This is a genomic window from uncultured Treponema sp. (assembly GCF_934725225.1).
In the GTDB taxonomy this organism is placed as follows: Bacteria; Spirochaetota; Spirochaetia; order Treponematales; family Treponemataceae; genus Treponema_D.
In genome coordinates this window covers 1-13,908 of sequence record NZ_CAKVAM010000008.1, presented here as the reverse complement: position 1 = coordinate 13,908, position 13,908 = coordinate 1, and the positions used below count along the sequence as shown (strand labels likewise).

At 38.9% G+C, this 13,908-nt stretch carries 13 protein-coding genes and 2 tRNA genes; 1 reads left to right on the top strand and 14 read right to left on the bottom strand.

The genetic code is table 11. The features are described 5' to 3' along the window. Window positions 1-39: 39 nt before the first annotated feature. The gene (locus Q0H92_RS11130; RefSeq protein WP_296015053.1) at window positions 40-393 is read left to right on the top strand and encodes a hypothetical protein; all 354 of its coding nucleotides are present in this window, start codon (window positions 40-42) and stop codon (window positions 391-393) included. Between the two features lie 6 nt (window positions 394-399). Here Q0H92_RS11130 and Q0H92_RS11125 read toward each other — a convergent pair whose 3' ends face one another. From Q0H92_RS11125 to Q0H92_RS11060, 14 genes are all read right to left on the bottom strand, one after another. After that, the gene (locus Q0H92_RS11125; protein WP_296015048.1) at window positions 400-2,049 is read right to left on the bottom strand and encodes a putative manganese-dependent inorganic diphosphatase; all 1,650 of its coding nucleotides are present in this window, start codon (window positions 2,047-2,049) and stop codon (window positions 400-402) included. Window positions 2,050-2,120: 71 nt separating this feature from the next. After that, window positions 2,121-2,194 (bottom strand) — tRNA-Asp (locus Q0H92_RS11120). Window positions 2,195-2,263: 69 nt separating this feature from the next. Beyond that, window positions 2,264-3,022, bottom strand: coding sequence for an amino acid ABC transporter ATP-binding protein (locus tag Q0H92_RS11115; protein WP_296015044.1), 759 nt, complete (start codon window positions 3,020-3,022; stop codon window positions 2,264-2,266). Then, window positions 3,006-3,680, bottom strand: a complete 675-nt coding sequence (locus Q0H92_RS11110) for an amino acid ABC transporter permease (protein WP_296015041.1) — start codon at window positions 3,678-3,680, stop codon at window positions 3,006-3,008. The genes Q0H92_RS11115 and Q0H92_RS11110 overlap by 17 nt, the downstream gene beginning before the upstream one ends. 68 nt (window positions 3,681-3,748) lie before the next feature. Next, window positions 3,749-4,519, bottom strand: a complete 771-nt coding sequence (locus tag Q0H92_RS11105; RefSeq protein WP_296015040.1) for an amino acid ABC transporter substrate-binding protein — start codon at window positions 4,517-4,519, stop codon at window positions 3,749-3,751. Between the two features lie 22 nt (window positions 4,520-4,541). Next, window positions 4,542-5,981 (bottom strand): argininosuccinate lyase, encoded by a 1,440-nt coding sequence (argH, locus tag Q0H92_RS11100; protein WP_296015037.1) that lies wholly within the window; start codon window positions 5,979-5,981, stop codon window positions 4,542-4,544. A 1-nt stretch (window position 5,982) separates the two neighbouring features. Further along, a complete protein-coding gene (locus Q0H92_RS11095; protein ID WP_013700694.1) occupies window positions 5,983-6,357 on the bottom strand; it encodes a metal-dependent transcriptional regulator in 375 nt (124 codons plus the stop codon). 189 nt (window positions 6,358-6,546) lie between these two features. Then, entirely contained in the window at window positions 6,547-7,278 is a 732-nt protein-coding gene (locus Q0H92_RS11090) for a GTP pyrophosphokinase family protein (RefSeq protein ID WP_296015034.1), read from the bottom strand. 99 nt (window positions 7,279-7,377) lie between these two features. After that, on the bottom strand, window positions 7,378-9,348 hold the full coding sequence (gene htpG, locus Q0H92_RS11085; RefSeq protein WP_296015031.1) for a molecular chaperone HtpG: 1,971 nt from the start codon (window positions 9,346-9,348) through the stop codon (window positions 7,378-7,380). A gap of 180 nt (window positions 9,349-9,528) precedes the next feature. Next, window positions 9,529-9,601, bottom strand: a tRNA-Asn gene (locus Q0H92_RS11080). Window positions 9,602-9,648: 47 nt separating this feature from the next. Then, window positions 9,649-10,683, bottom strand: a complete 1,035-nt coding sequence (locus Q0H92_RS11075; protein ID WP_296015027.1) for a hypothetical protein — start codon at window positions 10,681-10,683, stop codon at window positions 9,649-9,651. Then, a complete protein-coding gene (locus Q0H92_RS11070; RefSeq protein ID WP_296015024.1) occupies window positions 10,671-12,077 on the bottom strand; it encodes a hypothetical protein in 1,407 nt (468 codons plus the stop codon). The genes Q0H92_RS11075 and Q0H92_RS11070 overlap by 13 nt, the downstream gene beginning before the upstream one ends. A 67-nt stretch (window positions 12,078-12,144) precedes the next feature. Next, a complete protein-coding gene (locus tag Q0H92_RS11065; RefSeq protein ID WP_296015022.1) occupies window positions 12,145-12,750 on the bottom strand; it encodes a penicillin-binding protein activator LpoB in 606 nt (201 codons plus the stop codon). Then, entirely contained in the window at window positions 12,751-13,515 is a 765-nt protein-coding gene (locus Q0H92_RS11060; RefSeq protein ID WP_296015020.1) for a hypothetical protein, read from the bottom strand. Window positions 13,516-13,908: the final 393 nt, after the last annotated feature.

The following is a 13,908-nucleotide window of genomic DNA, read 5'->3' as shown; positions in this document are numbered from 1 at the left end:
ATATAATAAAATAATTTTATTTTTCTTTGGAGGGATTTTGTGTATTTGATAAACGAACTGAAAAATCTTGGAGCCGACATGGATTCTGCGCTCGAACGATTTATGGGCAACAGCCAGCTTTTAGAAATGATGCTGAAAAAACTTCCCGATTCAATTGAACAGAACAGCGAAATCGAATGCGACATTGCAAACGGAAATCTTAGCAATGCAATTTCCAAGGCGCACACATTAAAAGGAAATACAGGAAATCTTTCTGTAACTCCGCTTTACAAAGCTTACACGGAAATTACAGATTTTCTGCGCCAAGAAAAAATTCCAGAAGCCCACGCAAGACTTCAGGAAATTCTTCCGGTTCAGAATAAAATTGTAGAAACAATAAAAAAATTTCTGTAAAAACTTTTAATTTACTTTTGCAGTCAATTCAGAAAGCAAAGGAATCAGCTGCTTTTTTCTCGAAACAATGTCTTTCATGTAATAAATGTGCTCGTCGCGTTTCGGGAAATTTATGACGGCTTCAAATTTCGGATCGCTTGCTAAAAACATTATCGAGCTTAATTTTGTTATGTCCGTTACAAGAAGCGCGCTGAACAAAGCTCCTTTTAATTTTCTTTCCTGCTCAAGGCAATCAAGGAATTCTTTTTTACGCTCAACAATTTCACGTGTGCTGTCAACTTCAATCTGGCTCACAGAATATTTAAATTTGTTTTCAGAATATTCTTTCATATCCTGATGCACAACTTCTTCCGCAGAACGTCCGTCTATGTGGCTTCCGCTTTTTATAATGTCGTTTCCCAAAGTTTTTATGTCCAGCTCTGTAATGTTGCTCAAATATTCAGCGGTAAGAACATCGTATTCGGTTGTCGTCGCAGATTGAAGAATCAAAGTGTCGCTAAGAATTCCGCACAAAAGAATTGAAGCCATGTCTTTTGGAATTGAAATTCTGTTTTCGCGGTAAAGATTCGCAATGATTGTGCTTGTTGAGCCGACAGCTTTGTTTATAAAGTTGATTGGAATTCGAGTTGCAAACGTATTTATTTTGTGATGGTCGATGATTTCCTGAATTATGTAATTTTCAATTCCTTCAACTGCCTGCTGCGGTTCGTTGTGGTCAACCAAAATAACCTGAATATTCGCTTCGTGCAGCAAATCGCTTTCACTGATTATTCCGATAACTTTAAAATCATCGTCAACAACAGGCAAGCACCGGGCAGGACTTTGCGCAAGCTGGGCGCGGATTTTTTGCACTGTATCACTTGCCTTCACTGGAAGAATTTTTGTGTCGGCCATGGAACTTACCGGCGAAGAATATTCTACAAGCATCGCGGTTGCAACAGTGCTGTCATGTCCTGAAATAATTGAAACTTTATTTGTGCGGGCAAGCTCTCTAAGTTCTTTTTTTACAACGTAATCTTTTGTAACAATTACAGCGCGCACTTTTGCTTCAATTGACATTTTCTGAATATCTTCACGGTCGCCTGTAATCACAACAATGTTTTCGCTTTTATGCTCGGAAAGAAGACTCTTGAATGAATCGGCATCGTCATCGCCAACCATTAAGGAACATTTAAAATAATCTTCCGCATCGAATTCCACAATCGGAACTGCGCCCAAAGTTTTTTCTATAAGCTTTATGCTCGTTAAAAAAATGTCGTCTTTTTTCGGACTTAGAATTTTAAACGAATTCAAGGCGAACGCATTGTAGTTCAAAAGTCCCTGATAAGTTCCGTCCACATTTACAATCGGAAGAACAGAAGAATTTGTGCTTATCATTTTGTCCACAGCATTCCAAAGCGGAACATCCTGATCCACAGAAGAATATTCGCCGCTCATGTAATATTCAGTTTTAGGAATCAAATCTGGAATATATTCAGGCGGCTCAACTTTAAATCTCTTGAAAATATATTCTGTCTGCGGAGCTAATTTTCCAGCGCGGGCAGCAACGTATTCTTTTTTCCCCAGAAGATGCTTGAGCCTTGCATAGGCGGCAGCGGCAACAACTGAATCAGTATCGGGATTTCTGTGTCCGATTATGTAAACTTTATTTGTCATAAATTCCTCTCAACAATATGATAGCACCAAGGCAAAAAAAAAGCACCTGTATAAAAACAGATGCTTTGCTTCGGGATGTACGAGACTCGAACTCGTGGTCTCCGGCGTGACAGGCCAGCGCGATAACCAACTTCGCTAACACCCCAAAAGGTGATAATATTATATCAAAAAGCAGTTTATATTGTCAATAGATTTTCTTAAAAACTGCAAAAACTTATTTTTCATTAAAACGCTTCAAGAAAAGTCTTGTGCGCTCTTCCTTTGGATTTTCAATGACTTCTTTTCCCTGCTCAACAATAATTCCGCCGTCCATAAAAATAATTGTGTCGCTTGTGTCCCGGGCAAAAGACATTTCATGCGTAACTACGACCATCGTCATTTTTTCTTCGGCAAGCTCGCGGATTACAGCAAGAATTTCTCCAGTCAATTCCGGATCCAATGCAGAAGTCGGCTCGTCAAAAAACAAAACTTCCGGCTTGAGCGCCAATGCACGCGCAATGGAAACACGCTGCTGCTGTCCGCCAGAAAGTTCGCAAGGATAACACAACGCTTTTTGCTCAAGGTTCATTTTCTTTAAAAGTGAAATCGCAGTTTCTTCCGCCTCTGATTTTTCTTTTCCAAGGACAACTCTTTGAGCTTCGGTAATATTTTTTAAAACTGAAAAATGCGGAAAAAGGTTGAAATTCTGAAACACAAGTCCAACGTTCAAGCCGATTTTTCTCAAAGTTTTTTTATCGACATAAACGCCGTCTTTAACCATGTTTTGTCCGCAGATAGAAATCGAGCCATCCGTAATTTTTTCAAGCTGGCAAACACAACGAAGCAACGTGGATTTTCCGCTTCCGCTCGGACCAATAATTCCAAGAACTTCGCCTTTGTGCAAAGAAAACGAAACGCCTTTTAAAACTTCAAGTCCGCTGAAATTTTTTTTCAGATTTTCAACTTTTATGATTTCACTATTTGTAGTAGTCAAGTTTTTTCTCCGTAAAGTCAAATGCTTTAGAAACAGCCCAGTTCATTATAAAATAAAAAACGCCTGCGATAAAAAGCGGCATAACGCTAACAAGCCGTCCGCTCTGAGTCTGCGCAACGTGAAAAAGCTCCGCCACGCCCAAAACCTGAACAAGCGCAGTGTCTTTTACAAGAGTGATAACTTCGTTTCCCATCGGCGGAATTATCCGTTTTACAACCTGCGGAATTATAATGCGAAAGAAAGTCTGATTTTTTGTAAAGCCCAGAACTTTTGCAGCCTCGTATTGGCCAAGCGGAATGGACTGAATTCCTCCACGGTAAATTTCCGCAAAATACGCCGCGTAATTTATAACCATCGCCACAATCGCAGCCGTAAATCTGTCAAAGCCAATTCCAAAAATCATCTGGGGCGCAAAATAAACAAAAATAAGCTGAAGCATCAGAGGCGTTCCGCGGATTATCAGCAGAAAAATATTTGTAATTCCAGCCACAATTTTTACAGCCGACATTCTTCCAAAGCAAATAAAAAGCGCAAGCGGAACAGAAAAAATCAGAGTAAGAAAAAAAACTTCCAAGCTGACGCAAGTGCTTTGAAGCATTACAGCAAGAAGTTTTCCGATTTTGATTCTTAGAAAATATTCAGATAAAAATTCAATCATTTAAATTTTACTTTAGAAAAAATGCGCCCGGAATTTTTCCAGACGCAAAAGCATTTTACAAAATATAATTATTTTCCAATTGTTGAAATATCGGAGCCGAACCACTTTGTTGAAATTTTTGCAACAGTTCCATCAGCCTGCATTTCCAAAAGTGTTTTCTGAACTTTGTCGCGGAGAGATTTATTTTTTCTGCTGAACGCAATTCCGTATTCTTCCGGAGCAAGAGTTTCATCAAGAATAACGAGCGGCTTTTTTCCCTGCGTAATGCTATAACCTGCAACAACCAAATCCATTACAACGCCGTCAAGATTTCCAACTTCAAGGTCGTTAAGAGCTGTAACATTTTCCTTGAACTCAACAATTTCTTTTAGGCTTTTCTTGAAATCAGGCGCGCCGTCAATCGCTTCCTGCGCAGAAGAGCCAGCCTGAACTCCGACTTTTTTTCCTTTTAAATCTGCAAGCGACTTTATTTCACCATTATTGCGGACAACAACAACCTGGGCATTTGCAAGATAAGGCTCAGAGCAAGCCATGGCGCGTTTTCTTTCTTCAGTCAAAGTAAGTCCGTTCCAAATGCAGTCGATTTTTCCAGTGTTAAGCTCCATTTCTTTTGTAGACCAGTCAATCGGCTGGCAAACAAGCTCAAGTCCAAGGCGGGAAGCAACTTCGCGGGCAAGGTCAATGTCGTAGCCTACAATTTCATTATTTTCATCGCGGAATCCAAGCGGCGGAAACGAATCGTCAAGTCCAAGAATAAATTTTCCAGACGATTTCTTTTTTGCGCTCGCCATTGAAAGGCAAACCATAAGTCCGCAAATAACTGCAACAATTTTTTTCATTTTGAAAACTCCTTTTATAAAATTATTTTTTCAAGCTTTTTTTACAGAACGCAAGCAAAGCTTTTATTTGAACTGAAGTTGATTCAGAAGAAGGCGCACCGATTGTCTTTCTGTTTTCCACGCAGGCTTCAGGCGAAAGAATTTCATAAACGTCATCTTCAATTAACGGTGAGCATTTTTTAAATTCCTCCACGCATAAATCTTCAATTTTTGAAAGTCCAGCATCAATTGCCATGCGGACAGCTTTTGCCGAAACTCCATGCGCTGTTCTAAACGGAAGTCCTTTGCGCACAAGATATTCAGCCAAATCCGTGGCATTCGCAAAACCACCTTCGCAGCTCGCCGCCATTTTTTCAAGATTCCATTTTGCAGAAGAAATCATCGCTGTAAAAACTTTTAAGTTCGCTTCAACAGTGTCAAAGGCGTCAAACAAAGGCTCTTTGTCTTCCTGCAAATCCCGGTCATAGGCAAGCGGAAGACCTTTTACCATTGTAAGAAGATTTATCAAATCGCCGTAAACTTTTCCTGTTCTTCCGCGGATTAATTCAGCAAAGTCGGGATTTTTTTTCTGCGGCATAATTGAAGAGCCAGTTGACCATTTTTCACTTAGCTCAACAAATGAAAATTCAGTTGTTGACCACAAAACAATTTCTTCGCACATACGGCTTAAGTGGCTTTGAAGCAGCGCAAAGTCCGAAGTGAATTCTATGCAGTAATCTCTGTCAGAAACTGTGTCCAAGGAATTTTCTGTAACTCCAGAAAATCCAAGTTTCTTTGCAACAAGCTCACGGTCAAGAGGCAAAGTGCTTCCCTGCAAAGCTCCAGAGCCAAGTGGAGATTTTTCAATGCGCTTAAGTGAATCTTCAAGACGTTCCCAATCGCGCACAAGCATAGAAGCCCACGCCAAAAGATGCTGCGCCAAAGTTCCAGGCTGGGCATGCTGCATGTGAGTATAACCTGTCAACAAGGATTTTTTATTTTTTGAAGCAATTTCAGAAAGAGTTTTTATAAGAGTTAAAATTTCATTCTGAATGCAAGGAATCATGCGGCGCAAATAAAGACGCTCGTCCAGCGCAATCTGATCATTTCGGCTGCGTCCTGTATGAAGTTTTTTTCCAGGCTCACCAATGCGGTCTGTGAGAACGGCTTCAACAAATGAATGAATATCTTCCGCGCTATAATCAATTTTCAACTCGCCGGAAAGCAAATCCTTTTCAATTGATTTTAAACCTTTTACAATTTCAGAACTTTCTGATTTTGAAATTATTTTCTGCTCGCCAAGCATTTGCGCATGGGCAATCGAACCGTGAATATCATCAAGAGCCATTCTTTCATCAACACGGATAGAAGTTTCAAACTCAACCGCAGCGGCATCAGGACCTTCTGCAAATCTTCCGCTCCAAAGAGCAGCGTGATTGTCGCCAGTCAATGTGCCGTGATTTTTTTCATTTACGTCTGACATTTTATTTATTTTGCTCCATCCATTTTTGAATTCCGTCTTTTATATCTTCATCAATGTCATGTTCAATTCTGCACGCATTTTCTTCAGCATGAGCTTTGTCAACGCCAGTAATTTTTACAAGGAAATCTGTTAGAAGAACATGGCGCGCATAAACGGACTCGGCTTTTTTCTGACCTTTTTCAGTCAGTTCAAGAGAACCGATGTGGCCAGTCGTAATATATCCGTTTTCGCCCAAAATGCTCATCGCCCGGCTTACACTAGGCTTGGAAACACCAAGACGCTTTGCAACATCAACGGATCTTGCAACTCCATTTTCTTCTTTTAATCTAAGAATTGCCTCAAGATAGTCTTCACCGGACTCGTGTAATTCTGACAATTGAATCTCCCAAAAAGCCAACGAAAAAATCTTGACTTTTTAAGCACATCCGCAATCAAATGAAGATGCGCAGTTGATATAAGATTTTTCATCTAAAAATCACCAAACGGAAATTTCTAAGATAAACACATCATACTATAGAAAAAAAAAGTTTTCTAGTAATATCAAGAATTCAAAAACGCAGGCGAATCAATCCAAAGCCTGAAGCTCAATTGCAATTTCTTCCATTTCGCGGTCGGTCATTGCGATTGTTTCCGCGCATCTTAAAAGCTCACGGCGAATTCCTGCTGGAATATGCGATTCAGTTTTATATCTAAGCTCATGCTCAAGGCTCGCCCAAAAATCCATGGCAATTGTTCTAAGCTGAATTTCAACTGGAACTCTGTGCTCGGTATTCGAAAGGTAAACAATCGTCTCAACAACAATGTGCAGACTTCTGTAGCCGGATTCTTTTGGTTCTTTTATGTAATCTTTTTCCTTCAGAAGTTTTATATCCGGCTGCTTTAAAAGAATGTCCCTTATTGTGTAAATATCTGAAATGTAAGGGCAGATTACACGAACGCCGGCAACATCCGTAAGATTTTCCGTCATAGATTCAAATGTAAACGGAAGCTTCCGCTTTTCGAGTTTTTCAGCAATGCTTTCTGGAGATTTTATTCTGGATTTTATTGTTTCAATCGGATTTCTTCTGCCTGAAACTTTATATTCTTTGTTTAAAATTTCAAGTTTTGTAACAACCTGCTTTATCGCGCTTTCGTAAATCATCATAAGCTTCTGAAATTCAAAAGCCATCTTTATAAAATCATTGGGATTCATCGAATTGATTTCGTTCAATGATGAAATTTTTGCAAGTTCTTTTCCCTGCAAATGATCGTTGTCGTGTTCCACTAAATACTCATCTGGAGTTTCAATTTTTTCCATATCTAAAAAATAAAAATGCGCGATTATCGTTACAAATGTTTTTTCAGCAAAAAAGCAAAAAGCCTTCCAGAAAAACCGGAAAGCCTTTTGCATACAATTTTATTCAGCGAGCAAAGAATTCAGCGATTTTACAAAATCAGCAGGATCTTTTAATTCCGCGCCGCTTACAAGAAGCGCCTGGTCAAGAAGAACTTCGCTTACATTTTTTACAAAGTCTTCTGAAACAGGACCTTCCAGTTTTTTTACAATTGCGTGATCCGCATTTATTTCAAGAATCGGCTTTACAAAATCTCCGCCGCCCTGTCCCATCGCTTTCATCATGCGTTCCATCTGAAGGCTCGGATCATTTTCGTCCACAACAATGCAGCTCGGACTATCGGAAAGACGCTTTGAGAGAACAACATCCTTTACACGGCCTTCAAGAGCTTTCTTTATTTTTTCCTGAACAGGTTTGAACGCTTCCTCTTTTTTCTTAGCCTCTTCCTTATCGACTCCAAGCTCTTCATCACTTCCGGCACGGTTCACTGCTTTCAGCTCAAAGTCTTTGTATTTTCCGTATGCAGGAATAACAATATCGTCTATGTCATCCGCCATAATAAGAACTTCAAATCCTTTCTTTTTATAAGCCTCAAGCAACGGAGAAGAGCGTAGATTTTTTTCATCACTTCCGCTGATATAGTAAATTGATTTCTGATCAGGTTTCATGCGCTGAACATAATCTGCAAAACTTGTCCATTTGTTTTCGCCATTGCCTTCATCCGCAGTTGACTTGAAACGGATTATTTCTGCAATTTCATCTCGGTTTGCAAAATCAGAATAAAGGCCTTCCTTCAAAGGACGGTTATACAACTTTACAAAATCGTGCCATTTTTCAACAGTTTCTTTTTCATCATCAGAAAGGTCAGTTTTTGCCTCAAGTTTTTTTGCCTCGTCACCAAGTTTTTTGAATTCACTTAGAAGTTTTTTTACAGACTGAGTTTTTATAGTTTCAAGAATCCTGTTTTGCTGAAGAATTTCACGGCTCACATTCAAAGGCAAGTCTTCTGAATCAATAACGCCGCGGATAAAACGCAAATAAGACGGCAAAAGCTCACGGTCATCGTCAGTTATAAAAACGCGCTTTACATAAAGTTTAACACCGCTTTTATAATCAGCCTGATACATATCGAACGGCGCAGTGCGTGGAACGTAAAACAAAGTCGTGTATTCCTGAGTTCCTTCCGCATGAGTGTGAACATACATCAGCGGATCTGTTCCGTCATGGCTGATTGTCTTATAAAAATCGTTGTAATCTTCTTTTTTAAGCTCGCTCTTGTTCCGCTTCCAAAGCGCGCTGGCAGAATTCACCTGCTCAACTTTATTTTCAGTTCCTTCAGCCTTTCCGTCCTTGTTGTATTTTGTCTGAACATAATGAAGATAAATCGGGAAAGCAATATGATTTGAATATTTTTTTATAAGCTCGTCAATTTTCCATCTTGAAGCGTAATCTTTGGAATCATCGTTCAAATGAATTTCAATAACAGAACCAACAGTTTCAGCTTTGTCAAATCCATACTGGCAGTAGGCTTCTGATTTTTCTGTAAGCTCTTCAATTTCATAGGAATTTGTTCCGTCGCTTGACCAATGCAAAACTTTTCCGTCGCCGGCAGCCTTTCTTGTGTAAACATCAATTTTGCTTGCCGCCATAAATGCGCTGTAAAAACCAACGCCAAACTGTCCAATCAAATCTGACGAGCCGCTTCCATTTTCAGAAAGCATATCGATAAAAGCTTTTGTTCCAGAACGCGCGATTGTTCCCAAATTATTCGTAAGATCCTCTTCGTCCATTCCGATTCCTGAATCCTGAACTGAAAGAATCTTTTTTTCTTCATCAAATGAAATGTCTATGCGCGGATTAAAAGCAACATCCTTATATTTATCATCGGAAACCGTAAGATATTTTAATTTGTCCAGCGCATCCGAAGCGTTCGAAACAATTTCACGCAGAAAAATATCTTTGTTTGAATACATTGAATGGATGATAAGTTTTAAAAGCTGATTAACTTCCGTCTGAAACTGATACTTTGCCATGATTTTACTCCAAAACTTTTCAAGCTGAAAATCTTCAATAAAAATAAGAAATCAAGCGAAAAAAGTTCTACATTTTAAAATTTTTTGATTGCCAATAAATATAATAAAAATTCAAGAAAAAAACAAATTTTAACTGCAAATTTAAAACAAAAAAGACAGCCAAAACAGCTGCCTTATATGCGCCCCCTGCTGGGCTTGAACCAGCGACACATGGATTAACAGTCCATTGCTCTACCGACTGAGCTAAGGGAGCATTCAGTTACGAATATATAAATATATTACAGAAAATGTATTTATTTGTCAATAATGAACTACAATATTCTGCAAAAATTTTCTAAATTCTTCTGTGGAATTTCCTGCCGCACGAGCTTCAATAGCACGCATAGCACGGTTCTGGGCATCAGAATAAGAATTGCTGGAATTTCTTCCGTCAAATGAAAGCGTAAAAAGATTTTGCACAAATGCAGAGTCCCTCAAATCGGCTTTAAAAGTATATCTGCATTGAACTGAACTTTTGTCCTTTGGAATATTCTGTTCAAAACTCATGCTTCCTGTAAATGAATACCGCTCATTTTTTTCCTGCGAAGTTCTGAATCCAAACGAATTCAGCATTTTTGCATAAGCGGAACGAGCCCTGCCGTCAGGATCATTCTGAAAATAAACATAAACAGGAATTTGTTTTGCAATCTGAAGAAGCATCGCATTTATATCAGCGGCACTCTCAGTCTGTTTTTCTAATTCGGAAGCCTTATCAAAATCTATAACAGAAAGGCGTGAAAGATATTTTTCATTTAAAACAGAAATTTCGCGTGCAAAGTCAATCCGCGCATAATTTTCAAAAGAAAATTCATCGTCTGTTTTGGCATTCAAAAGTTTTTTGATTTCCGCATTGTTTTTTTCAATCATATTAGAATAAAGAAGCGAAGTTTTCGGCTTGTCAAGAACCGCAATAACATAAATGTTTTTTTCAGCATCAGTCCAATATTCTTTGATTTCAATGCCAACAAGAGAATCAACATCGACTTTTCGCATTATCTTTGAATTGAAATTCTGAGCCTTTGCAATTGCAACTTTTCCTTCATTGCTCGCCTGTTCCATTCTTGAAGACGACACAGAAGCCGAAGCAACATTCTGCTCAAAGACAGAGGCGATTCCTTCAACCGCAAGGAGTTCTGCCTGAGATTTATCTTTTGCTTTTCCAACATAAGAAATATATTTTTCAGGATCATAAACTTTCTTCGGAACACTTACCCAGGCAGGCTCTTTTACACGGGCAGCAAAACAAACTGAAATTCCGCAAACAAGCAAAACAAAAAAATTAGTTATTTTATACATATTGACTCCACAATAGTCGGACGACCAGCAGTTACTTCTAAATTCTCAAAAGTCTCTGTTCCGACAAGATTTTCATTTGTATCAAAATATTCAACCTTCGCTGAATAAATTCCAGGCTTCAACGTAAAACCTCCGCCAGCCGCAAAACTCGGAAAATAACGGCATTGGCGAATATCCGCAGTTTCAGCAAAATCCACAGCATCAAGAGCTTTTGTAACTGCAATTTCTGTAATTGACCGGAACTTTTCAGGAGTAGCTCGTATAGCGACAGCGGCAGAAGTTACAGCAGCAGCTTTTTTTGTTGTGCTGCGGAATATACTTCTTATAAAATCTTTGCGGGCTTTTAAAGCAACATCTTTTTGAACAGCCTCATCAAACCATTCAATAAGGTTAAGGCGCGCAGTGCTTCCGTCAGAAAGCGTAGCTTTTATAGAAGAAATTGAATCGCTCGGCTTTACAAGATTGCCGTTTTTATCCGCTTCAACATAAGGATAAACATATTTCAGCCTGAAAGCCGGAATTGTAATGCCAGCAATCGTTACAGAAGTTAAAAAAATTGGAGTTCCATTCGCCGCAAAACTCGGAAAATAAACAGTTCCTTCTTTACGGCAAATAATTTTTCCAGCTAACGAAACAAAATCCAGCCTTCCCATTCCAGAAGGAATTTTTAAGTCATCACGCAAAGAAGCGCATTTTACACCGCGGTTTATCGCTTCATACTCTCGGACATGAAGTTCTGGAGTTCCGCTTTTATCCTGAATATACATTAACGCCGCAAGATAATGCGCAAACGCAGAATCTTTGTAGATGTCATTTTCCGTAGGTTTGCGCGGAGTCTGCCTATAAACTTCACGCATATTTACATTCATTGTCTTTGCAGAGTCGGCAAGAGTTTCAGTATCTACATCCAAATCCTGCAAAGCAAGTTCGCCGTATTTTGAAATATATTCCTTTTGTTTATTTTCGATTTTTCTGATTTCAACAAGAGCTTCATCAAATTCGCCCAAGTTGTAGTAATTCAAGGAATTAAATGCGTTTAGCAAAAGATATTCATAAACATTTCCAGTATAATCGGAAATATTTTCATTTAAAGAAGCGGCGCCGGTCGTCTTTGAAATGCTTTTCGTGTAAGCATCTTCAATTTGGCGGTCAGTCTGGTTAAAGTCCTTTGAAGACTGCAAATAATTTTTTGAATAATGATTTAGAATCGCCACATCAAGAGCTTTGTCTATCGGCGGATTTTTTTTATTTATTGATTTTTGAATAACGGATGCAGACGCTGAATAATTTCCTTCAGAAAAATATTTTTCAGCTTCCAAGTCAACTTTTGTAGAAGCGCATCCAACTAGAAAAAAAAATACAAAAAGCAAAGAAAGAAGCGAGAGCTTTTTCATAAAAACGTCTCCGATTTAAAGTAAATGGCATCCTCAGAAAATTCTGAAGATGCCTTTTTTGTGCAAATTAGAGCTTTGCTTTCTGACGTTTAATAACTTTCTTTATGCTGTCGTTTTCTGCCATCCAAACAATTTTATTTGTTTTAATGTCATGCAACTCTGCATAAACATAGTAAGTTCTTACTGTTTTGTCGTCAGCGGACTGCACAATTGTCTTAACAGAGCCTTTAAGCATGAAGTCAGCTCCAGTTTCCTGATCCATTTCCTTTGCAGTATCGTAAGTTGAATGGTCAGCCTGGTCAGCCTTTTCTTCTCTAAGAGCCTGTCTTTCTGTGCTGCTAGAAACAAATTCCATAACACCAGAATTAATTATCGCAGTCTGAAATTTCTTTTCAACAATTGAAGTGTCAATATGCTCGCTGCTCTGATTGCGTATAGAATCAATTATAACAACTGGAGCGTGTCCCTGCTGTCCTTCAAATTTTGCAATTCTAGGAGAATTTATACATTCTTCAATAAGAGAATCACAAACGATGCGGACATCAGATTCGTTCCAGTAGCCGTCTAAATCAATGACCTCATCAGCATCAACGCGGGAAACCTTTGTGCTTCCGCATGAAACCATCATAAGACCACTAAAAACAGCTGCAAACAAAAAAGCAAACTTCTTCATTTAGAATTCAGCTCCAGGTTCTTCATCATCATATTTTACTGTGTCTGTTTCTGCATCATAAGATATAGAACTTACATTTGCATCTGAACCTGAATCCTCATTAAGAATAGTCTTTTCGATTGATCTTGTGATGAGTTTCATAAGAAGAGGATCCTGTGCTGTGTTTTCAGGAAGATCCTGCATTGCTGCATTAATCTGTCTCTGATACAAGTCGCTCTTCAAAGCCCATACTGAATAGTATGTATACATTGTTTTGTAATCAGAATCAGCCTTTGGTTTTGCAGATTCAGAGAAGCGGCTCTTAATCCAGTATGAAGCAATTTTTTCAAGACCGTTTACACGTACATTTGAAAGAACTGTTGTAACATCTTTGAGAGCCTTGTCGCTTTTTGTTGTATCAATGCTCTGTTCTGCTTTCAAAGAAGCTTCTGTAGCACGTCCAATTGAAGTGCTGATTGACTGTGCAACATTGCTCTGAAGGTCAACTTTGTCTGTCCAGTTCTGGAGAAAATCCAAATCTGGTCCATTTGAATTGAAAGTCCAAACCATATAACCGTCAAGATCAAGTTCTTTTACAATTTGTCTCTTGTTATTGTCGCCTACAGCAACAACCCAATTCGGCACTTCTGCGCCTGTAGCTCTTCCCTGCCAATCCAAACGCTCATAGGCTCCTGTTACAACTTTTACAGATTCTTTTGTTGTTCCGCATGAAGCAAGTGCTATTACTGAAAAAGCAACAGCTACACATTTAACTAAGTTTTTCAATTTAAAACCTCCAATTTAAAGATAATACTGTAAATACTGAAATATTGTCAATCAAAAAAAACAGTAAAACACGGATTAAAAGTTATAGAAACTATTTTTTTCTTTGAAGTAAAAACAGAAAAGGAAATCGAGGAGCTCATAAAGAAGCTCAAATAGCGCATGGAAATTTGCAAGAACCTCTCTATTTTATCGAAGGAACCGCCTGGAGACTCCGCTTTATCATAGGAAAGCAAGGCGTCATTTCTATCCGGCAGGGATTTCCGTGCAGGAGGATGCCTTAGCAAAAAGAAGAGCCACCCGCGCTTGGCGGGAGGCTCTATGAAGAGAGTATGGAAAAAGCCGGCCGCGTCCTAGTTTCCCGCCGGTTGGCAGTATCATCGGCGCAGGGGAGCT

Excerpts from the sequence above, each read along its gene's own strand:
- Q0H92_RS11125 (WP_296015048.1), bottom strand. The coding sequence starts at position 2,049 with ATGACAAATAAAGTTTACATAATCGGACACAGAAATCCCGATACTGAT.
- Q0H92_RS11110 (WP_296015041.1), bottom strand. The coding sequence starts at position 3,680 with ATGATTGAATTTTTATCTGAATATTTTCTAAGAATCAAAATCGGAAAA.
- Q0H92_RS11105 (WP_296015040.1), bottom strand. The coding sequence starts at position 4,519 with ATGAAAAAAATTGTTGCAGTTATTTGCGGACTTATGGTTTGCCTTTCA.
- argH (WP_296015037.1), bottom strand. The coding sequence starts at position 5,981 with ATGTCAGACGTAAATGAAAAAAATCACGGCACATTGACTGGCGACAAT.
- Q0H92_RS11090 (WP_296015034.1), bottom strand. The coding sequence starts at position 7,278 with ATGGAAAAAATTGAAACTCCAGATGAGTATTTAGTGGAACACGACAAC.
- htpG (WP_296015031.1), bottom strand. The coding sequence starts at position 9,348 with ATGGCAAAGTATCAGTTTCAGACGGAAGTTAATCAGCTTTTAAAACTT.
- Q0H92_RS11075 (WP_296015027.1), bottom strand. The coding sequence starts at position 10,683 with ATGTATAAAATAACTAATTTTTTTGTTTTGCTTGTTTGCGGAATTTCA.
- Q0H92_RS11070 (WP_296015024.1), bottom strand. The coding sequence starts at position 12,077 with ATGAAAAAGCTCTCGCTTCTTTCTTTGCTTTTTGTATTTTTTTTTCTA.
- Q0H92_RS11065 (WP_296015022.1), bottom strand. The coding sequence starts at position 12,750 with ATGAAGAAGTTTGCTTTTTTGTTTGCAGCTGTTTTTAGTGGTCTTATG.